Raw genomic sequence first — 21,977 nt, 5'->3', positions numbered from 1 at the left:
TATTTTTGCAGTAGTTAGATTAGGGAATTGTTTGCTGGCATCTTCTATAAAACGTGTTTTGGCTGTTCCGCCGTTTGTATTGAACGCGCTGTTAGCATTGTTGATTTTATGTTGCGGCTTCAATTTGCAAGCCGCTGAAGCTATTAATACGGGCACTAGTTCTAATGCCAATACTAAAAATACCAACCAATCAAGTTACAAAGTAGAAATCACAATAACGCCCGACAGCGTTTCAAAAACAGAAAAAGATGTGCTGACCGATTTAATGGATAAGCATCTTGAGATCATCAAATGGCGCGATAATCCGCTTATGTCGCCAATAGAATGGCAACGTATCTATCAGTTAACCCCTAAAGCTATCGCAGATTTATTGGCGACAGAAGGATATTTTTCGCCAGAGATTGAGCCAACGATTGAAAGAGTAGGCAACGCAGTGCAAGCGCGTTTTTTGATTAATCCGGGTAAGCCAATATTGGTGAGCACGGTTGATTTAGTATTTACCGGCGGCATTTTTCAGCAACCAACAGAAGCTTCAAGACAATCTGTGACCATTGAAAAATTAAAGCAAGATTGGTTATTACAGGCTGGCGCGCAATTTAAGCAAGAAGATTGGAAACAAGCGAAAAGACGGTTGCTGATTAGTTTATTAGTTCGGCAATATCCAAACGCAACCATTAAAACCAGCAAAGCAGAAGTGAACCCAGATGCCAACTCAGTAGCTTTGCGGGTGGAAGTGGATAGCGGGCAAAGTGTGCAATTTGGTGCACTGCAAATCGAAGGTTTGGAACGTTATCCAGCCAGCATCATTGAAAATTTGAATCCCATTAAATCAGACCGCACTTACAGTCAATCTAAGCTGCAGCTTTTTCAAGCGCGTTTGGAAGAAAGCGGTTTTTTTCGCGGCGTAGAAGTGACGGCAAATACCAGTTCTGCAGATTCGGATGTCGCGCCTGTTAAAGTCGTTGTGCAAGAGAATCAATCGGTAAAAGTGGGTATGGGAGCAGGTTTCAGTACCAACACGGGCGCACGGGCGCAATTAACTTATGATGATTTGAATTTATTTGATCGCGGTTGGCGTTTAACCAGCAGCTTAAAACCAGAACAACGCGCGCAATCATTAAGCGCTTTGATTCGTTTGCCAACCGACAGCAGCGGTTATCGCGATAGCATCAATGCGGGTTTGGATCGCAGAGTGATTGAGGGGCAAATCACTACTTCAGGGCAGGCGGGCATTAATCGCAGTTGGGGGCCACGCAGAACGGAACAAACGATCGGTACAGGCTATTTGATTGAGCGACAAGAGGTTGAAGGCTCTGAATCTGCCACCAAAAAAGTCGCGACTGTTTCTTATGGCATCACACTACGGCGCACGGACAATGACCGCAATCCTACGCGTGGCTATCTATTTAACGCGCAATTTGCCGTTGCGCCGCTTGAACAGCTTTCTGAAGGTACTTTTGTGCAAAGTCATTTGCGAGCACAGGGCTATTATCCAGTAACCGAATCAACGCAATTTATCGCGCGTGCAGAAATCGGCATGGTCAGCGGTAAAAATAGTGCGCCAGCGGCCTTTCTATTCCGCGCGGGTGGCGATCAATCGGTGCGCGGTTACGCTTATGAAAGTTTAGGTGTGACGGAAGGCGATGCGATTGTCGGTGGGCGTTATTTGGTGACAGGCAGTGTGGAAGTGATTCAATGGTTAACCAAACAATGGGGCGCGGCGCTTTTTGTGGATGCAGGTAACGCGGCAAATACGATTCAGGAATTAAAACCAGTGTATGGCTACGGTTTGGGCGCACGCTGGAAAAGCCCAATTGGCGCGATTGGTGCAGATATTGCCTACGGTGAAGCGACAAAAGACTTCCGCTTACACTTTAACCTAGGCGTTGCTTTTTGATCATGATGATAATCAATATATCTACGCGGTTGCGACATTACTTAACACTTATTTTGATGGCATTTAGCATGCTGTTGTATACGCCTGCGCAGGGCGAAATGACCATCAGCGGCACGTCTAATCTGGATACGCTTGATTACGATTTAGACAATATCCATATCAAACTAGAAAAACTGGAGTCGCGCTGGCAGCTTTTTCCCATCGATAACAAACTTTCTGTAGATAAACTGCGTGCGCGCCGCTTGATTATTACCATGCGTTCCGCGGCAAAAAAAGCGGGTGATTCTGCATTGCCAGAGCAGATTAAGTTGCCATTTCCGATTAAGGTTCAGCAAGCAGAAGTGGTGGAGTTGGTAGTTATTACGCCAACTGAACAGCATGTTTTAAACAATGTGCAGTTTGATATTGAGGCCGACGCTAAAACGATAAAGTTGACCAGATTGAGCGCCGGCACGCCATTTGGGCAAGTAGAAGCGACGCTTAACCTGGGCACGGCCAACCCATTCGTGCTGGCTGGTGCGGTGAGTATCAAACAGGATGCTAAAGAAATTGCTATTGAAAAAGTCAATCTTGAGAAGGCTGCTTTTAATACAAATACTGTTGAGAAATCAAGCACATCAATGCCTTACGATATCAACGTGAATTTATCGGGCGATTTAAAACAATTAAAGTTTGAATCTGCAGCCAAGTTAGCTTTGCATAATGGCCAATTGGCTGTGATGCAAGCGGATGTTGAAAGTGCTAATGCCGCGAAAATACAAGTGTTTGGTGAGCTTGGGTTAACGGGTGAATATCCGTTAAAACTGAATGCGCAGATAAACGATTTTCAGCCTGAAAATTTAGGTAGTTATCCAGTTGGTTTGTTAAATATTGATTTAGATGTGCAAGGCAATCTGTCGCCAGAGGCCAATTCAAACGGCTTGCAAATCTTGTTATCGGCTAAAGATAGTTATTTGCAGGTGAAAAATCAGCGACAACCATTCATTATGGATGGCAAAATGATTTTTATCAAAAACCAGCTAAAAGATGTCGATTTTAAAGCCAGCATTGCCAATAACACATTAACGGCTAGCGGAAATTTAGGTTCGCCAGATAATGGTTTGCAAGAAAGCGTATCGCCACAAAATCAGCTAGCAAATAATCAACTGCCAAAAAATCAGCTTATAGTTCGTGCAGATTTGCCCGACTTAACCACATTAGGCAATCAATTTTCGGGTGAGGCGCATGTGAATGGCGTGGTCGCAGGTGCGTTTGACAATTTGGCATTTAGTGTGGATTTGGCGGCGCAAAAATTAAAATTACCGAATAACATTAAACTCGAAAAACTAGATGGAAAAGCCACGCTATTGGCTGGTGCGCAAGGCAAAGTTGATGCCACATTGAATGCTGCTGGTTTAAAAATGGCACAAAATCCAACGTTAAATGCCAACTTGGTTTTGCAGGGCACGCGTGCGCAACATCAGCTGAAATTGCAAGCAGTAGAATCGCCATCATCCACATTGGATCCCAATAATCTATTGCAATTTGAGACCACGTTAGCAGGCGGTTTGGATGCTGGACAATGGCAAGGCCTTATTCAAACACTGAGTTTAAAAGGCGAAACGCCGATTACTTTGCAAGCACCCGCAAAATTGCGCTTAACCAGTCAAGATGTTGCTTTGGAAAATGCGACTTTGCAGTTATCAAAGGGTCGCGCGGTGATTGATGTGCTGAATACGGGCAGTAAAGGTTTTATCAGTAAAGGTAATCTAAGCAATTTTGCGCTGGATGATATTCCGTCCAGTTTATTTAAGCTGCCAGCGCATTTACAAGGCAATCCTGTTTTTTCTGCTAAATGGGATGTTAATGCGGTGGAGGCGGTGAACGGCAGCGCGATTTTCAATCTTGAGTCCGGCGATTTAACTGTTGATACCAATGGCGTCGCAAAACCATTAGGCCTGCAAACTGCACTTGCTGACCTTAAAATGCAGAATAATAAAATAGATTTTGTACTGCAGCTAAAAGGTCAACAGCTTGGCACTGTAGATGCGAAAGTGAGCACAGTGGCCACAAAAGTTGAAACGGGTTTTGCGTTGATGGCGAATGCGCCACTGACGATAGTTGGCAATGCACAACTCAATACGCTGGCTTGGTTGCCAGTATCGGCCTCATTGGCGGATGCTAGTTTAGACGGCGCATTGAATCTAACCGTCAATGCGGATGGCACCGTACAAAGGCCTAATTTACGTGGTAATGCAGTCGGTAAAAATCTGCAATTTCTGCTGCCGTCGCAAGGCGTTGCGCTGACAGACGGTACTTTAGATGCGGTGTTTGAAAATGATGAATTACACATCACCCAAGCCGCATTTAAAGGCGGCACTGGTTATTTACGTACCACAGGCGCGCTGCAAATGGAAAACAAACAACCTAAAATAACCTTGGATTGGGTCGCCGAGCAATTCACGGTTATTTCTGGCGCAGACAGATTGTTAATCTTGGATGGCACAGGTAAAACGACTTTGCTGGAAGGTCTTTTTTCAATCTCTGGTGATTTTAAAGTGGCAAAAGGTTTGCTTGCGCTACCAGATGATGACATCCCCACGCTGGCCGATGATGTGGTGGTGCTTGGGCAAGTCGATGCAACAGCAGAACCAACGTTAAAAGTACTACTAAGTGGTTTACATATTGATTTAGGGGATGATTTTAAACTGCATGGACGTGGCTTGGATGCGCAACTTTCAGGCGCATTAACACTGTTAGGTTTAACACAATATCATCCTTACGCGGAAGGAAGTATTCGAGTTAAAAAAGGTACTTATATGGCTTATGGCCAAATTCTGAATATCACGCGTGGCATCATCAGTTTTAGCGGTCCTGTAGATAATCCTGGTTTGAATATTCGCGCCATGCGTAATGCCGTGAGTGATAGTGAGAGAATAATTACCACTAATGCAGAAACAGTGAATAACACGGGTGAGATTACGGGTAGTAACTTTAGCCAAACTACTTCAACTAATGTGCAAAACGTGAATGCCGGCGTAGAAATTACGGGTAGCGGACTAGATCCTAGAATTAAATTGGTATCAGAGCCGAATGTACCAGATACGGAAAAACTATCTTGGCTAGTGTTGGGGCATGGCACCGATTCAGCGGGAAAAAATGATTTCGCCATGCTGTCGTTAGCGGCTGGTGCGGTTTTGTCGCAAGGTGATTCTATGCCGCTACAAACGAAATTGGCACGCGCTGCTGGCTTAGATGAATTTGGTTTTACTGGCTCAGATGCTGAAACAGCATCGCTGACTTTTGGTAAACGTCTGTCTTCTCAACTCTATTTAAGTTATGTGAAAAGCGTGAGCGGACTATTAGACGTAGCCAGATTGACTTTTAATATTACACCGCGATGGGCATTGCAAGCAGAAACTGGTACCGAAAGCGCCGTGGATGCGCTGTATACATTTAGATTTAAATAAGTCGCCCAAAAGTTGTACTAGTTAATAGGATAAATAAGCACAATTTTCTATTTAATATGTCCACTAAATATTTCTTTAAAAACGCAGTAATTCACTTATATTTTATAATTATTGCTTAAATATAAGCGTTAACTTAACGTTGACCATGAAAGCAGGCGCGCGTAGAATTCGCGCAATTCTTAAGGCAATTTAATGAGCCAATTCGCACCAAAAAATCTCGCCAAAAATCCAATAGTCCCTAAAAAAATTGTAGTTGCTAATTGGAAAATGCACGGCAATCTTGAGCAGAATCAAACGCTGCTAGCAGATTATGTCGCATCACTTTCTCATTTAAAGCAGTCAAAAGTAGTGGTTTGTGCACCTTATCCTTATCTCGCACAACTGCAAAGTTTGTTACAAGACACTAATATTGCTTGGGGCGCGCAAAATATTGCCAAAAATGAAGAGGGTGCATTTACCGGTGAAGTAAGTGCCGCGATGCTAAAAGACTTCGGTTGCGAATATGTGATAATTGGCCACTCAGAACGCGCAACCGCTTATTGCGAATCAGATGAAAACATTGCGCAAAAATTTTTACAAGCGAAACAATATGGGTTAACGCCGATTTTGTGCGTGGGGGAAACCTTAATTGAACGTGAAGCAGGCGTGATGGAGTTGGTTGTTGGTAAGCAGCTTGATACGATTATTCAATTGCACAGCGCCGCTATTTTTGCCGATAGTATTATTTCGTATGAGCCTATTTGGGCAATCGGTACTGGCTTAGCGGCTTCACCAGCACAAGCAAAAGCCATGCATAAGTTCATTCATCAAAAGATTGAAAATCTAGATAAAGATGCTGCAAACCGCTTAAAAATCCTATATGGAGGAAGCGTAAATCCGCAAAATGCGGTACAATTATTCGCTGTGCCGAATATTGATGGTGGGCTAATTGGTAAATGCTCACTTGAGTCGCAAGCGTTTGAAAAAATATGCATGGCGGCAGAATTGGCAACTTAAAGTGCCAAGAAAACCTTAATACACAGTTGGTTTGCAGGTGAATATACCTGATTTAATGCGAGCCACTTTTAAAAAATTTAGTTGGAACCTAGTTTGATGGAAAATTTAATTACAGTAATTCATGTATTAGCAGCAGCGGGTGTTATCGGCTTGGTGTTATTACAGCACGGTAAAGGTGCCGATATGGGTGCAGCATTTGGTAGTGGCGCATCTGGCAGTTTGTTTGGCGTAAGTGGATCATCGAATATCTTAAGTAAATTAACTGCGGTTTGCGTAGTAATTTTCTTCTGTACTAGTTTGACGCTTGCTTACTTGGCAAGTCATCGTGCAGCAGGCGGTAGCAGTGTGATTAAAGTGCCCGCACAATCATCTAGCACTAATACGAACACAGCAAAACCTGATGCAACAAAATCACCAGAATCAACCCCAAATGCTAGTGACTCAAGCACTGGTAATGCAGCCTCAGGCAACACTGCTAAGGATGTGCCAAATTAAATTTTAGGGTTTGATTTGATAATTTCAAAATATAAATCCTTGGTAATTGCCGTCGTGGTGGAATTGGTAGACACGCTATCTTGAGGGGGTAGTGGCGAAAGTCGTGAGAGTTCGAGTCTCTCCGTCGGCACCAGTAATTCATTTCAATTAGTATCAAAAGCCCTCAATCTCCAGTAAGCTCAATCTGAAATACCTAGTAACTTCAAAAAATCACTATTTAAAATCGCACAACGTCAATTTTCATTCGCATTTCGCTGAGCAATGCGCGTAAAGAAGCTAACTCATATCGCTCGCTTTATCTAGCAAAAATAAGGCTGATATTAAAGTTATTACTACGTAATCTCAACTATTCCAAAACCGCTTTTTCACAAAAGTGTCACACATTCAAAGTGCATAGCAATCTATACTCTTCACATTAAATTTTGCTAAGAGGGAAGATGATGAAAATTAGAGCGCCAAATGAAGAGTACATAAAAGCTGCCAGCAACTTGAACACCGATCAAAAGGAAAGGCTGTTATGTAGAATGCGCGGTAAGCTGACTAGGAAATTAGAAAACGAAAAGCTTGATACGATAGAAGCGCTGGCAATTCAACTGGAAATTGAAGATGCTGAATTGGCTGATTGGCGTGAAAAAATGAATGAAATTACACAGAAAGAAAAAGACAAAGAAAAAACCAAGAAGAAAGATTAGTTTTCTTACTCAGAATGTAATTTCAAAGTCGCGAAATATTTGCCTTTAGATTCAACCCTCCAAATAATCAATTAAACTATTTATCATTTGCCGATATATTCTTTACCCAATCAAGCAATGGGTTCCACTGAATTAGGTCTTGCTCAACCACTGAATTCCGCATATCAAACAAGCTTAATCCTTGTTCCGCAGCGGTGACATAGGCTTGGGCATTACGAAGATAGGTCAGTACTTCAAAGTCAGCTTTAGCCATAAATTCAGCCAGTGAAATAGCAGATAATGTCCGGCTATTCACGCGCACTCCAACCAATGCTACAAAAGTTTTATTCTTACGAATAGCTTTTTCCTCAATTAAAATATCTAAAAAATTACTGGTGGCGCCGATATCAAAAGCGGAGGGTTGGATTGGCACAATCACACAATCAGCTTGCTTAACGGCATCGGATAGTTTTTCTTCGCGCAAACCAGCAGGTGAATCGGTAATAATCCAGTCGGAATCAATTGGTTGAGATTTGCTTTTTAGATTTTTAGAGTGGATTAGAGGTAGTTCGCCAGGTCGGCGTTCTATCCATCTTGTTGCCGATTGCTGGCGGTCTAAATCACGCAGGGTGACGATTTCATTGCGTCTAGCAAAATATCCTGCAAGATTAGTCGATAGCGTCGTTTTACCACTACCGCCTTTAGGGTTTGCAATTAGGATATTAACCATCACTGAACTCCATTAAATGTATTTAGATTACCGCAGGTATAGTGTAAATAATATGACTAAGATTGTATTGATATTTTTTGTTCTGCTATCTTTTTATCTGAGCACTAACTTAACGGCTAGAGATAGCCATTATCACCTTAAAACAACCTTTTGCAGAAAGACGTTTCTAACTAATTACCATATGTAAATGCCTTAAATGTTTGCATTTGGCTTTGCAGGGTAAGCGCCTATTAGGTTACAATCTCACATCTAAACAAATTTAGAACGTTTTTAAAGTTGATTGTCAAAAAAATAATTAATCAGTGAAAACGTAATAAAACGACTAAAAATTGATCTAAAAATGTAGTTAATGTTTTGATTGTTAGCCAAAAGCAACACAATCAAAAGTCTGTTACAAACCTTGTTAGGAAGTTTCTGTGCTGGAAAACTACTTTCCAATCTTGTTGTTTATCTTAGTGGGCCTTGCTGTTGGTCTTGGGCCACTTATCATTGGTCAAATCGTTTCCCCTAGTAGGCCTGATAGCGAGAAAAACTCGCCTTATGAGTGCGGGTTTGAAGCATTTGAAGATGCGCGTATGAAGTTTGATGTGCGCTATTATCTTGTCGCCATTCTGTTTATCCTATTCGATTTAGAAATTGCGTTCTTATTCCCGTGGGCAGTTGTGCTGCAAGAAATTGGCTTGGCTGGTTTTCTTGCCATGATGCTATTTTTGTTTGTGCTAGTCGTTGGCTTTGTGTACGAATGGATGAAAGGTGCATTGGAATGGGATTGATGCGCTTAAATGAAATTTACCTCAATAAATGGGTTAACTTCGGGCTAGGTTTTGGGGCCGCAATATGAGCTTAGAAGGCGTTCTAGAAAAAGGTTTTGTCACCACCACGTTAGATACGGTGATTAACTACACGCGCACAGGTTCACTATGGCCAATGACATTTGGTTTGGCGTGTTGCGCAGTTGAGATGATGCACGCTGGCGCTTCTCGCTACGATTTGGACCGTTTTGGTATCGTCTTTCGCCCAAGTCCAAGGCAGTCGGATGTGATGATTGTTGCTGGCACTTTGGTGAATAAAATGGCGCCCGCGTTGCGCAAAGTGTATGACCAAATGGCAGAGCCGCGTTGGGTAATCTCAATGGGTTCGTGTGCAAATGGTGGTGGTTATTATCATTATTCTTATGCCGTTGTAAGAGGTTGTGATCGTATCGTGCCGGTTGATGTTTATGTGCCAGGGTGCCCACCAACTGCTGAAGCTTTGCTCTACGGCATTATTCAGTTACAGAAAAAAATCAGACGTACCAACACTATCGCTCGGTAATCTTAAGAACAAAACTCATGTCTGCCAAACTCGATCAATTATCTGCTCAACTCAAACTTGCTTTAAGCGGACAAATATCGCAATTAACTGTTGCTTTCGATGAAATTACCATCGAATGTAAAGTGGAAAACTATCTGACGATTTGCACTAGATTACGTGATCATGGCGAGCTTAAATTTGAGCAATTAATTGATTTGTGCGGTGTAGATTATAGCCAATATGCAATAGAAGAATATACCGATGTGCAATGGGCAGGCAGGCGCTATGCGGTTGTGTTGCATTTATTGTCAGTTAGTTTGAATCAACGTGTGCGTTTGCGCGTTTATGCGGAAGACGATGACTTTCCTGTTTTACCAACGCTGGTAGATGTATGGCCGGCGGCCAATTGGTTTGAGCGTGAAGCGTTTGATTTGTATGGGTTAATGTTCGAAAATCATCCAGATTTACGCAGACTTTTAACCGACTATGGTTTTGTGGGCCATCCATTCCGTAAAGATTTCCCCATGATTGGCAATGTAGAAATGCGTTACGATCCAGAGCAGCAGCGTGTTATTTATCAGCCCGTTTCAATTGAATTGCGCAATAACGTGCCGCGCATTATCCGTGATGAAGGGGTGCATAATTAATGGCTGAGATTAGAAACTACACCATGAATTTTGGCCCGCAACATCCTGCGGCACATGGCGTTTTGCGTTTGGTGTTAGAGTTGGATGGCGAAGTGATTCAACGCGCCGATCCGCACATTGGCTTATTGCATCGCGCGACTGAAAAGTTGGCGGAAAATCGTACTTATCTGCAGTCAATTCCTTACATGGATAGGCTAGATTATGTATCCATGATGTCGAATGAGCATGCCTATGTGATGACGATTGAAAAGATGCTTGGCTTAGCCGTGCCGATTCGTGCGCAATATATCCGTGTGATGTTCGATGAGATTACCCGCGTTTTAAATCACTTGTTGTGGTTAGGTGCGCACGCGCTAGACGTTGGCGCGATGACGGTATTTCTGTATGCGTTCAGAGAGCGTGAAGATTTATTTGATTGTTATGAAGCCGTTTCTGGCGCGCGTATGCATGCGGCTTATTACCGTCCGGGCGGTGTGTATCGTGATTTGCCGAATCAAATGCCACAGCATGAAACCACTAAATTCCGTAGTGCAAAAGAAATCAATAAGCTCAATGAAAACCGCCAAGGTTCATTTTTAGATTTTATTGAAGACTTTACTAATCGCTTTCCTAACTATATTGATGAATATGAAACCTTATTAACCGATAATCGCATTTGGAAACAACGTACGGTCGGCATCGGTGTGGTTTCGCCTGAACGTGCTTTAGCACTCGGCTTTACTGGTCCAATGTTACGCGGCTCTGGTATTGAATGGGATCTGCGTAAAAAGCAACCGTATGAAGTGTATGCAGATTTAGATTTCGATATCCCTGTGGGTGTTAATGGTGATTGTTATGATCGCTATTTGGTGCGCATGGAGGAGTTCAGGCAATCCAATAATATTATCAAGCAATGTATTAACTGGTTACGCGTAAATCCTGGCCCTGTGATTACCACTGATAATAAAGTGGCGCCGCCAGATCGTGAAGGCATGAAAACCAATATGGAAGACATGATTCACCATTTCAAATTGTTTACTGAGGGTTTCCATGTACCAGCGGGTGAAGCGTATGCGGCAGTGGAACATCCAAAAGGTGAATTTGGTATTTACATGATTTCTGATGGCGCGAATAAGCCTTATCGTTTGAAGATTCGCGCACCCGGTTATCCACATCTTGCGGCATTAGATGAAATGACTAAAGGACATATGATTGCTGACCTAGTCGCAATAATTGGAACGCAAGATATTGTATTTGGAGAGATCGACAGATAAAAATCTGGCAGATAGCTTATGTTAAGTAAAGAATCCATCGAAAAAATTGATTACGAACTCACTAAATATCCGGCTGATAGACGTCAGGCGGCGGTAATGAGTGCGTTGCGTATTGTGCAAACGGAACGTGGTTGGTTATCAAAAGAAAGCATCACTGAAATCTCAGAATACTTGCGTATTCCTGAAATCGCTGCGATGGAAGTCGCGACTTTTTATAATATGTACGATTTAGAGCCAGTTGGAAAATACAAAATCAGTATTTGCACCAATATCTCATGTATGTTGCGTGATTCTGATGCCATTGTGACGCACCTGCAAAATAAACTCGGTGTTGGTTTTAACGAAGTGACCTCAGATGGAAAATTCTGTTTAAAAGAAGGTGAGTGCATGGGCGCTTGCGGCGGTGCGCCGTTATTGATTGTGAATAATCATACGATGCATGAGTTTTTAACTGTGGATAAAGTAGACGCTATTTTAGAGGAGCTAAAATAGTGGCAACTGGCGCAAAAACTAACGTAATTACAGCAGCGAAAAAACCTGTAATGACAGATTTAAAAGGTCAGACTTTACTGACTTTGCGTACCCTCAATGAAGATAATCCAGCTTCATTAGAAACCTACATCAAGCTTGGTGGATATGCACAATTAAAAAGAATTGTGACTGACAAAGTAAAAGCCACCGACATTATTACGCAGATTAAAACATCCAATTTACGCGGTCGTGGCGGTGCAGGTTTTCCAACAGGTCTTAAATGGAGCTTTATGCCGCGTTATTACGACGGTACAAAATACTTGGTTTGTAATACAGATGAAGGTGAGCCTGGCACATTTAAAGATCGCGATATTATTCGCTACAACCCGCACCAGTTAATTGAAGGAATGGCGATTGCCGCGTATACATTGGGCGCGCGCGTTGGCTACAACTATATTCACGGCGAAATCTGGCAAGATTACGATATCTTCGAAGCGGCACTGCATGAAGCCAAAGCGGCAGGTTATTTAGGCGAAAATCTGTTCGATAGTACTTTCAGTTTTGATTTGTATGCAGTACATGGATACGGTGCTTATATTTGCGGCGAAGAAACTGCATTGATCGAATCCATCGAAGGCAAAAAAGGTCAGCCACGTTTTAAACCACCATTTCCTGCAAGTTATGGCGTGTTTGGCAAGCCGACCAATGTCAATAATACCGAAAGCTATACCAGTATTCCTTGGATTTTACAGCATGGTGGTCAAGCATTTGCTGATTTAGGTGTGCCTAATTCTGGCGGTAGCAAACTATTTTCAGTATCTGGCCACGTAGAAAAACCAGGTAATTACGAAGTGAAAATGGGTATACCTTTTGCTGAGTTGCTGGAATTAGCGGGCGGCATTTGGAAAGGTCGCAAATTAAAAGCGGTGATTCCTGGCGGTCCATCCACAGCTGTGATGACGGCAGAAATGATTCAAAATGCAACCATGGATTATGATGGATTAAGCAAAGCAGGTTCTAGCTTAGGTGCAGGCTCTATGATTGTGATGGACGACACGACTTGCATGGTTAAAACGCTTAAGCGTCTTAGTTATTTCTTTTATGAAGAAAGTTGCGGTCAATGCACACCTTGTCGCGAAGGTACTGGCTGGGTCTATCGCGTGATCAGTCGAATCGTGGATGGCAAAGGAAAAATGGACGATTTAGATTTGTTAACTGATGTAAGCAATAATATTTCAGGTCGCACAATTTGCGCATTAGGCGACGCTGCGGCAACGCCTGTGTTGAGTTTTATCAAGCATTTCAGGCACGAGTTTGAATATTATATTCAACATGGTAAAAGCATGGTTGAGCAAGATAGCCTACAAGCAAGCGGCATTGAAAACACAATGGCAAATGAGCATGTGAGCGGCGTTGAATTATTAACTGAGCGCGTGTATGCGAAAGACGGCAGCGATAAATTTGGAGCAGAACCAATTGCTAAATATTGAAATTGACGGCAAACCATTAGAAGTCGAACACGGCAGCACCATTATTGATGCGGCTGATAAAGTCGGCATCGAGATTCCACGTTTTTGCTATCACAAAAAACTATCGGTCGCGGCCAACTGCCGTATGTGCTTGGTACAAGTTGAGAAATTTAATAAGCCATTACCCGCTTGCGCGACACCTGTAGCGGATGGTATGAAGATTTTCACGCGCAGTAAATCAGCGGTTGAAGCGCAAAAAAGCGTTATGGAATTTTTACTGATTAATCACCCATTGGATTGCCCAATCTGCGATCAAGGCGGTGAGTGTGATTTACAAGATATTGCGGTAGCTTATGGCGCTAGCGGCTCACGTTATACAGAAGAAAAACGTGTCGTTCTAAATAAAAACATCGGTCCATTAATCAGCACGGATATGACACGTTGTATTCAATGCACGCGTTGTGTGCGCTTCTTAAAAGAAGTGGGCGGCATGCAGGAGCTTGGCCTTGTTGGCCGTGGCGAACATGCGGAAATCACCGCGTATGTGGATAAATCGGTTAACTCCGAGTTAAGCGGCAATATTATTGATTTGTGCCCTGTCGGCGCATTAACCAATAAGCCATTCCGCTATTCTGCCCGTAGCTGGGAGTTAACACGTCGCCCAAGCATAGCGCCGCATGATGGTTTGGGTTCACATATTGAAGTGCATGTAAAAGACAATAAAGTCATGCGTGTATTGCCGCGTGAAAAAGAAAGTATTAACGAATGCTGGTTATCTGACCGTGATCGTTATTCTTATGTGGGATTGAACAGCCCAGACCGTTTAAAAGTGCCAATGATCAAGCACAACGGCGCATGGGTGGAAACCGATTGGAAAACTGCTTTAGAGTTTGCTGCTGGTCAGATCAAAGATATTACCAATCAACATGGTGCTGATTCATTAGGTGTATTGGTTTCACCCAATAGCACAATGGAAGAGGGCTATTTAATCAAGCAGTTAGCCAGTGGCTTGGGTTGCGGCAATGTGGATTACCGTCTACGCCAAACCGATTTTAGATTGGATGGTAAGCGTGTTGGTACGCCTTGGATGGGCTGCAATATTCAGGAAATCGAAGAGCTAGATCGTATTTTGATTATCGGTTCTAACTTACGTAACGAGCACCCATTATTAGCGCAGCGTTTCCGCAAAGCGGTTGCTAATGGCGCGGAATTATCGATTGTTAGTCCGCTGGATAATGATCCATTAATGAAGATTGCGCATAAAGTGATTGTGCGTCCGAATGACATGGTGAATGTGTTGGGACAAATTTTAAAAGCCATGTCTGGCTTACAACGTTTGTCGCTTTGCTTACCGCCATCATTAAATGCTCTGCTAGAAACAATTACAGTGCGCCCGAATACACAAGCAATGGCCGAAAGCTTAGCGGGTTTGGCTGGTTTAAATGGCATAGTGGATTTGGTTGCGCCAAAAGTGGGTATTTTCTTAGGAAATATGGCGTTAAGTGATCCACGCTTTACCGAAATGTACAGTGTGATGGAAGCGATTGGCGGCATTTGCGGTGCGAAAGGTGGCATATTGCCTGCTGCTGCAAATAGCACGGGTATGCATTTAATGGGTGTGATGCCTAACAGTATGGGCATGCATGCGCGTGCCATGCTGGAAGTGCCACGTAAAGCCTATTTATTATTGAATATCGAGCCGGAATTAGATTGTCAGCATGCAGCCCTTGCTAAGGCGGCAATGGCGCAAGCTGAGTGCGTCGTTGCTTTAACTGCGTTCAAATCTGAAGCATTAGAAAATGCAGATGTGTTGTTACCCATTGCGCCGTTTACCGAAACATCTGGCACATTTATGAGCATGGAGGGGCGCGTACAGAGTTTTTCTGCAGTAGCTAAACCCTTAGGTGAATGCCGTCCAGCTTGGAAAGTATTACGTGTTTTAGCGAATACATTAGGCTTAGAAGGGTTTGATTTTGATAGCAGCGAAGCCGTTAAGTCCGCCATATTTAAAGGTGAAAAACCATCAGCAGTGGTTTGGCGCAGCCTGAATAACAATTTAAAAGAATTAGTCGAAATCGAAGTCAATATCAAATCCGACGGTTTGCAACGTATCGGTGAAGTGCCTCAGTATGAATCTGATCCAATCGTACGTCGTTCTGTACCCTTGCAAAAAACCAAATATAACATCCGGCCAATGGCGCGTATGCGTGCTGAACAAATCGCGCAATTAGGTTTGGTAGAAGGCGATATTGTTTTGGCAAGCCAAGATAAAGGTAGCGCGGTGTTGCAAGTAAAGCTGGATAATCATGTGGCAATGGGTTGTATACGCGTTGCGGCATCACATGAGTTAACCATTGGTTTGGGCGATTTAATGGGCGATATTGCCATTGAAAAAGCCAGTAAAGAGCTTTACAAACCTTATGAAACCACGATGATGAAAGTGGTTGCGTAATGGATTTTTTGGCAAATTTATTCGGTAGTTATTGGCCAGCGGTTCAGTTAACAAGCTGGACATTGATCAAAATCGTCGCCATCGTATTACCATTAATGATTGCTGTGGCTTATCTCACTTTGGCTGAGCGTAAAGTGATTGGTTACATGCAAGTGCGTGTTGGGCCGAATCGGGTCGGTTACTTTGGATTGCTACAGCCTTTTGCAGATGCGATTAAACTAATCTTTAAAGAAATCGTCGTTCCAACAGCTTCTAGCAAAGTGCTGTTTTTTGTAGGCCCAATATTGGCGATTGCGCCTGCTTTTGCGGCTTGGGCGGTTATCCCATTTGATGCGACATTAGTGTTGGCGAATCTTGATGCTGGACTGCTTTATATTTTAGCCATGACTTCAGTTGCCGTTTATGGTGTGATTATCGCTGGTTGGGCATCTAATTCTAAATACGCGTTTTTAGGTAGTTTGCGTTCTGCAGCACAAATCGTGTCATACGAAATTGCCATGGGTTTTGCGCTGGTTGGCGTATTAATGTGCGCAAATTCACTTAATCTAGGTAAGATTGTCATGGGCCAAGCTGGCGGCTTTTGGCACTGGTATTTCATCCCATTATTTCCCCTGTTTATTGTCTATTTTATTAGTGCAGTGGCAGAGACCAATCGGGCGCCATTCGACGTAGCAGAAGGCGAATCCGAAATTGTGGCGGGTTTCCATGTGGAATATTCCGGCCCAGGTTTTATGATATTTTTCTTGGCAGAATACGCGAATATTTGGCTGGTTTGTGCGCTTGCCGCGACCATGTTCTTAGGCGGTTGGCTGTCACCATTTCCATTTTTGCCAGATAGCATTTTATGGTTCTTCGGCAAAATGTGTTTCTTGGTGTTTTTCTTTTTATGGTTTAGGGCAACATTCCCACGCTATCGTTACGACCAAATTATGCGTCTAGGCTGGAAAATATTTATTCCGATCACATTGGTGTGGATTATATTCGTAGGCGCGATGATGCAGACTTCATTGGGGTATTTATTCCACTAATTATGTTGAGACAAATCAAAAATACGCTAGGTAGTTTAATGCTATGGGAGCTGCTAAAAGGCATGGCAGTTACAGGCCGTTACTTTTTTGCGCCAAAAATTACCATCCAATATCCTGAAGAGCGCACGCCGCAATCCAACCGTTTTCGTGGCTTGCATGCTTTGCGCCGTTATCCAAATGGTGAAGAGCGTTGTATCGCTTGCAAATTATGCGAAGCGGTTTGCCCGGCACTGGCAATTACGATCGAATCAGAACAGCGCGAAGATAATACGCGCCGTACTACGCGCTATGACATTGATTTAACTAAGTGTATTTTTTGCGGTTTGTGTGAAGAGTCTTGCCCTGTAGATAGTATTGTTGAAACGCGTGTATTTGATTATCACGGCGAACAACGCGGTGATTTGCTCTATACCAAAGAAATGTTGTTGGCCGTGGGTGATAAACATGAAAAACAGATTGCTTTAGATCGACTGCAAGATAAAAATTTTAGGTAACTTAAAAAGCATTCAAAACCGATGATATTTAACGATTTTATTTTTTACACTTTAGCCGCAATTTTGCTGTTTGCAGGTATTCGTGTCATAACAACGCGTAACCCTGTACATGCAGCTTTGCATTTAGTGTTGGCGTTTTTTACTGCGGCGGGTATTTGGTTATTGCTAGAAGCTGAATTTCTGGCGATTGCCCTAGTATTGGTTTATGTCGGCGCGGTGATGGTGCTATTTTTATTCGTGGTGATGATGTTAGATATTAATATCGATAAGCTACGTGAAGGATTTTGGGATTATCTACCGATGGCTGGCACAATTGGTTTATTGATGGCAGTCGAAATGGTGATGGTATTGAGTGGTAAATATTTCGTTTCAACGACTGTTGCGAGTAAACCGGCGGATTACAGCAATACAGCAGAGTTAGGGCGTGTGCTATATACCGATTATTTGTTACCGTTTGAGTTGGCATCGGTCGTCTTATTGGTGGCGATTATTGCAGCAATCGTTTTAACATTAAGAGATCGCCAAGATAATAAATCCATGAACCCAGCTGAACAAGTGCTGGTTAAAAAGCAAGATAGATTGCGTATTGTGAAAATGGATGCTGTGGTTGAAGAGCCTGCAGTTGAAGCTCCGCCAGCAGAAGCGCCAGAAGCCGAAAAGGGGAAATCTTAATGGCTAATTTATCAACAGTTGGCCTGTCGCATTATCTAGTGTTAGGTGCATTATTATTTGCAATCAGTGTCATCGGTATTTTCTTAAACCGTAAAAATGTGATTATTTTATTGATGGCAATCGAATTAATGTTGCTGGCAGTTAACCTGAATTTTATTGCATTTTCTCACTATTTAAATGATATCGCAGGTCAGGTTTTTGTGTTCTTTATACTCACTGTTGCAGCGGCAGAATCGGCAATTGGTTTAGCGATTCTGGTCGTATTATTCCGCAATTTACGGACGATTAATGTGGATGATTTAGACTCTTTAAAAGGTTAATTAGCACAAAAGTTAACACCAAAAAATAACGCAAAATAAAACACACTAAAAATGACACTGCCACAAATATCCCTGCTAATTGTTTTACTGCCACTCATTGCTGCGACTATTGTTGGCTTAGGCGGACGTTATTTGCCACGTGCAAGTGCGCACTGGTTAACCATCGCCGGTGTCGGTGGCGCGTTCATTTTGTCTGCGTTAGTATTTAAAGCCACATTAAACGGGTACACCGCTAACTACAATTTGTATACATGGTTAAGCTCTGGCGACATTCAATTTAACGTTGGATTCTTGATTGATAATTTAACCGCCATGATGATGGTCGTAGTGACATTCGTATCGCTGATGGTGCATGTTTACACCATCGGTTACATGAGTGAAGATCCAGGGTACAGCCGCTTTTTTAGCTACATTTCACTGTTTACTTTTGCCATGTTAATGCTGGTGATGAGTAATAATTTCATGCAACTTTTTTTCGGCTGGGAAGCTGTCGGCTTGGTTTCCTATTTGCTGATTGGTTTTTGGTACACACGACCAACTGCAATTTATGCCAATTTAAAGGCATTTTTAGTCAACCGTGTTGGTGACTTCGGCTTCTTGTTGGGCATCGGCATGGTGCTTTATTACACTGGTAGTTTGGATTACGCAGCTGTGTTTCAATTAGCGCCATCTTTGGCTGACGTACAGGTAACGCTTATTCCCAATGTGTCTTGGTCATTAATGACAGTTACGTGCATTTTGTTATTTATTGGCGCGATGGGTAAATCAGCTCAAGTGCCACTACATGTTTGGTTACCAGATTCAATGGAGGGCCCAACGCCAATTTCTGCATTGATTCACGCGGCAACCATGGTTACGGCAGGTATTTTTATGGTGGCGCGCATGTCACCGCTATTTGAGTTATCAACGACTGCGCTATCATTTGTGATGATTATCGGTGCAATCACAGCTTTGTTTATGGGCTTTTTGGGCATTATCCAAAATGATATTAAACGTGTGGTCGCTTATTCAACGCTGTCGCAACTTGGCTATATGACAGTCGCTTTGGGCGCATCAGCGTATTCAGTCGCCATTTTCCACTTGATGACACACGCATTTTTCAAAGCCTTGCTATTTTTGGCGGCAGGTTCAGTGATAATGGGTATGCATCATGATCAAGATATTCGCAATATGGGCAACTTGAAAAAGTATCTGCCAGTCACTTGGATTACTTCCCTGATTGGCTCATTAGCCTTAATCGGCACACCATTTTTTGCAGGTTTTTATTCAAAAGACAGCATTATTGAGGCGGTTGCTTTATCCAATATTACTGGAAGCGGTTTTGCCTACTTTGCAGTTTTAGCGGGCGTATTTGTTACGGCATTTTATTCATTCAGGCTATATTTCTTGGTATTTCACGGCAAGGAGAAATGGCGTGAAACCAGTCAGAGCCATAATCATGCACACGCGGCTGAAGCACATCATGATGAAGATGATCATGGCGTTGAAACTCACGATACGCATGAACATCATCACGGATTAAACCCACAAGACAATCCACATGAACCAGGGTGGGTTGTGAAATTGCCGCTTATTTTATTGGCAATTCCTTCAGTAATTATTGGTTTTATTGCAATTGAACCGATGCTGTTCGGTGAGTTTTTTAAAGGTGTTATTTTTGTTAATGCTGAAAATCATCCAGCGATGGAACACTTAACCCATCATTATCATGAAATATTGCATTCACCTGCTGGCATGGCTTTGCATGGCTTTATGACACTACCGTTCATTTTGGCCGCTTCTGGTGTATTGCTCGCTTGGTTCTTTTATATGAAGCGACCAGATATTCCTGCCGCTATTCAGAAAAAATTGTGGTTTATTAACCAAGTTTTAGAAAATAAATACGGTTTTGATGCATTTAATGAGCGTTTTTTCGCAGGTGGTGCACGTTTACTCGGTGAAAAATTATGGAAAATTGGTGATATACAGCTAATAGATGGTGCAATCGTTAATGGTACTGCACGCTTGATTGGTCGCATTTCGAGTAAAGTGCGACATTTGCAATCTGGCCTTATTTACCACTATGCTTTTGCCATGATTATTGGTGTATTTTTGTTCTTAACCTTTTTTATCAAAATCAATTAAATGTCATCAGCCAATATTTTCAGTCAGTATGTGCTCAGCTCGTCCATTTGGATGCCAATATTGGCGGGCGTTGTGGTGTTGCTTTTAGGCGGCGATAATAAGCCGAACTTCACACGTTGGCTTGCGTTGGCAGGTGCATTGATTGCATTTGTAGTCACTTTTCCGCTTTATACCCAGTTTGATTATGCGCAAGGTGCTTTTCAGTTCCAGGAATTAGCACGCTGGATTCCCGCATTTAATGTGAATTATCATTTGGGCGTAGATGGTATCGCCGCGCCATTAATATTGTTAACCAGTTTTACGACGGTGATTGTGGTGATTGCCGCTTGGGAAGTCATCACCAAAAATATTGCACAATATATGGCAGCGTTTTTGATCATGAGCGGCTTGATGATTGGCGTGTTCAGTGCTTTAGATGGCTTGCTTTATTATGTATTTTGGGAAGCTATGCTGATCCCGATGTTCTTAGTTATTGGAATTTGGGGTGGCGAAAATCGCGTTTACGCGACTATTAAGTTTTTCCTCTATACTTTGCTCGGCTCATTGCTGATGTTAGTGGCATTTATCTATCTCTATCATCAGACTGGCAGTTTTGAGATTGTCGATTACTACCAATTACCTTTGCCATTAAACGTACAAATACTGATTTTCATGGCGTTTTTCATGGCGTTCGCGGTCAAAATCCCGATGTGGCCAGTGCATACTTGGTTGCCTGATGCGCACGTGGAAGCGCCTACTGGCGGTTCGGTAATATTGGCAGCGATTATGCTAAAACTGGGTGGTTATAGCTTCTTACGTTTCGCTATGCCAATCGCGCCAGATGCTGCACATTATTTATCTGGCTTTATGATTACATTGTCGCTTATAGCGATTGTGTATATCGCTTTAGTCGCGTTAGTGCAAAAAGACATGAAAAAGCTCATTGCTTATTCGTCTATTTCGCACATGGGCTTTGTGACACTCGGTTTCTTCTTGTTTAGCCAGTTAGGTTTAGAAGGCGCAATCGTTCAAATGATCTCACATGGCTTTATTTCTGCCGCCATGTTCTTGTGTGTAGGCGTGTTGTACGACCGCATGCACAGTCGCCAAATCGCCGATTATGGTGGAGTGGTGAATACGATGCCTGTCTTTGCTTCATTTGCCGTGTTATTTGCGATGGCCAACAGCGGCTTACCTGGCACTTCAGGTTTTGTCGGTGAGTTTATGGTGATATTGGCTGCAGTCAAATACAATTTCTGGGTAGGATTCTTAGCCGCGACTACATTGATATTTGGCGCTGCCTATAGTTTGTGGATGGTTAAACGTGTTTTTTATGGTGACGTTGCCAACAAACATGTGGCCGAATTAAAAGATTTAACTAAACGTGAATTTTTAATATTAACGGTATTAGCATTAATGGTGATTGGGTTTGGCATCTATCCACAACCGATTACTGAATTTACACACGCAACTGCGGTACAATTTTTGAATCATATGGCAATCAGTAAATTGCCAATTGCTGGGCTTTAATTTAGGC

19 protein-coding genes and 1 tRNA gene are annotated in these 21,977 nt (G+C 42.7%); 19 read left to right on the top strand and 1 reads right to left on the bottom strand.

Going from position 1 to position 21,977, the window contains the following annotated elements:
- The first annotated feature begins 31 nt into the window (after positions 1–31).
- The 6 genes from METVE_RS0112435 (at position 32) to METVE_RS0112410 (ending at position 7,529) form a co-directional block, all read left to right on the top strand.
- The gene (locus METVE_RS0112435; protein ID WP_020168817.1) at positions 32–1,897 is read left to right on the top strand and encodes an autotransporter assembly complex protein TamA; all 1,866 of its coding nucleotides are present in this window, start codon (positions 32–34) and stop codon (positions 1,895–1,897) included.
- A gap of 2 nt (positions 1,898–1,899) precedes the next feature.
- Positions 1,900–5,346, top strand: coding sequence for a translocation/assembly module TamB domain-containing protein (locus METVE_RS0112430; RefSeq protein ID WP_020168816.1), 3,447 nt, complete (start codon positions 1,900–1,902; stop codon positions 5,344–5,346).
- A gap of 192 nt (positions 5,347–5,538) precedes the next feature.
- Positions 5,539–6,342: a triose-phosphate isomerase gene (gene tpiA, locus METVE_RS0112425; protein WP_020168815.1), complete on the top strand. Its 804-nt coding sequence runs from the start codon at positions 5,539–5,541 to the stop codon at positions 6,340–6,342.
- Between the two features lie 96 nt (positions 6,343–6,438).
- Positions 6,439–6,837: a preprotein translocase subunit SecG gene (gene secG / locus METVE_RS0112420; RefSeq protein WP_020168814.1), complete on the top strand. Its 399-nt coding sequence runs from the start codon at positions 6,439–6,441 to the stop codon at positions 6,835–6,837.
- A 48-nt stretch (positions 6,838–6,885) separates the two neighbouring features.
- A tRNA-Leu gene (locus tag METVE_RS0112415) sits at positions 6,886–6,970 on the top strand.
- 307 nt (positions 6,971–7,277) lie between these two features.
- Positions 7,278–7,529 (top strand): hypothetical protein, encoded by a 252-nt coding sequence (locus METVE_RS0112410; protein ID WP_020168813.1) that lies wholly within the window; start codon positions 7,278–7,280, stop codon positions 7,527–7,529.
- Positions 7,530–7,605: 76 nt separating this feature from the next.
- On the opposite strand, the gene METVE_RS0112405 is transcribed toward METVE_RS0112410, so the two are convergent.
- Entirely contained in the window at positions 7,606–8,238 is a 633-nt protein-coding gene (locus METVE_RS0112405; RefSeq protein ID WP_020168812.1) for a ParA family protein, read from the bottom strand.
- Between the two features lie 416 nt (positions 8,239–8,654).
- Between METVE_RS0112405 and METVE_RS0112400 the strand changes: the two genes are divergently transcribed.
- From METVE_RS0112400 to METVE_RS0112340, 13 genes are all read left to right on the top strand, one after another.
- The gene (locus METVE_RS0112400) at positions 8,655–9,011 is read left to right on the top strand and encodes an NADH-quinone oxidoreductase subunit A (protein ID WP_026362133.1); all 357 of its coding nucleotides are present in this window, start codon (positions 8,655–8,657) and stop codon (positions 9,009–9,011) included.
- Between the two features lie 64 nt (positions 9,012–9,075).
- Complete coding sequence (locus METVE_RS0112395; RefSeq protein ID WP_020168810.1) at positions 9,076–9,552, top strand: NuoB/complex I 20 kDa subunit family protein; 477 nt, start codon at positions 9,076–9,078, stop codon at positions 9,550–9,552.
- Between the two features lie 17 nt (positions 9,553–9,569).
- On the top strand, positions 9,570–10,178 hold the full coding sequence (locus tag METVE_RS0112390) for an NADH-quinone oxidoreductase subunit C (protein ID WP_020168809.1): 609 nt from the start codon (positions 9,570–9,572) through the stop codon (positions 10,176–10,178).
- Positions 10,178–11,431, top strand: coding sequence for an NADH-quinone oxidoreductase subunit D (locus METVE_RS0112385; protein WP_020168808.1), 1,254 nt, complete (start codon positions 10,178–10,180; stop codon positions 11,429–11,431). The genes METVE_RS0112390 and METVE_RS0112385 overlap by 1 nt, the downstream gene beginning before the upstream one ends.
- Before the next feature lie 18 nt (positions 11,432–11,449).
- Positions 11,450–11,923 carry an NADH-quinone oxidoreductase subunit NuoE gene (gene nuoE, locus METVE_RS0112380; RefSeq protein ID WP_020168807.1) on the top strand — a complete coding sequence of 158 codons (474 nt, stop codon included), beginning with the start codon at positions 11,450–11,452 and terminating at the stop codon, positions 11,921–11,923.
- Between the two features lie 50 nt (positions 11,924–11,973).
- Positions 11,974–13,392, top strand: coding sequence for an NADH-quinone oxidoreductase subunit NuoF (gene nuoF, locus METVE_RS0112375; protein WP_232496474.1), 1,419 nt, complete (start codon positions 11,974–11,976; stop codon positions 13,390–13,392).
- On the top strand, positions 13,379–15,823 hold the full coding sequence (gene nuoG / locus METVE_RS0112370) for an NADH-quinone oxidoreductase subunit NuoG (RefSeq protein WP_026362132.1): 2,445 nt from the start codon (positions 13,379–13,381) through the stop codon (positions 15,821–15,823). Before nuoF ends, nuoG begins: the two co-directional genes overlap by 14 nt.
- On the top strand, positions 15,823–16,851 hold the full coding sequence (gene nuoH / locus METVE_RS0112365; protein ID WP_020168804.1) for an NADH-quinone oxidoreductase subunit NuoH: 1,029 nt from the start codon (positions 15,823–15,825) through the stop codon (positions 16,849–16,851). The genes nuoG and nuoH overlap by 1 nt, the downstream gene beginning before the upstream one ends.
- Before the next feature lie 2 nt (positions 16,852–16,853).
- Positions 16,854–17,345, top strand: coding sequence for an NADH-quinone oxidoreductase subunit NuoI (nuoI, locus tag METVE_RS0112360; RefSeq protein WP_020168803.1), 492 nt, complete (start codon positions 16,854–16,856; stop codon positions 17,343–17,345).
- A gap of 21 nt (positions 17,346–17,366) precedes the next feature.
- Positions 17,367–18,017 carry an NADH-quinone oxidoreductase subunit J gene (locus tag METVE_RS0112355; RefSeq protein WP_020168802.1) on the top strand — a complete coding sequence of 217 codons (651 nt, stop codon included), beginning with the start codon at positions 17,367–17,369 and terminating at the stop codon, positions 18,015–18,017.
- On the top strand, positions 18,017–18,337 hold the full coding sequence (nuoK, locus tag METVE_RS0112350) for an NADH-quinone oxidoreductase subunit NuoK (protein ID WP_020168801.1): 321 nt from the start codon (positions 18,017–18,019) through the stop codon (positions 18,335–18,337). Before METVE_RS0112355 ends, nuoK begins: the two co-directional genes overlap by 1 nt.
- 51 nt (positions 18,338–18,388) lie before the next feature.
- Positions 18,389–20,461 (top strand): NADH-quinone oxidoreductase subunit L, encoded by a 2,073-nt coding sequence (nuoL, locus tag METVE_RS0112345; RefSeq protein ID WP_020168800.1) that lies wholly within the window; start codon positions 18,389–18,391, stop codon positions 20,459–20,461.
- Positions 20,462–21,970: an NADH-quinone oxidoreductase subunit M gene (locus METVE_RS0112340; RefSeq protein WP_020168799.1), complete on the top strand. Its 1,509-nt coding sequence runs from the start codon at positions 20,462–20,464 to the stop codon at positions 21,968–21,970. It abuts the gene before it with no gap.
- Positions 21,971–21,977: the final 7 nt, after the last annotated feature.

The sequence above is a fragment of the Methylotenera versatilis 79 genome, from assembly GCF_000384375.1.
Taxonomy (GTDB): Bacteria; Pseudomonadota; Gammaproteobacteria; order Burkholderiales; family Methylophilaceae; genus Methylotenera_A; species Methylotenera_A versatilis_B.
Note: the sequence above shows the minus strand (reverse complement) of the source record. Positions and strands in the feature narration are given on the sequence as shown.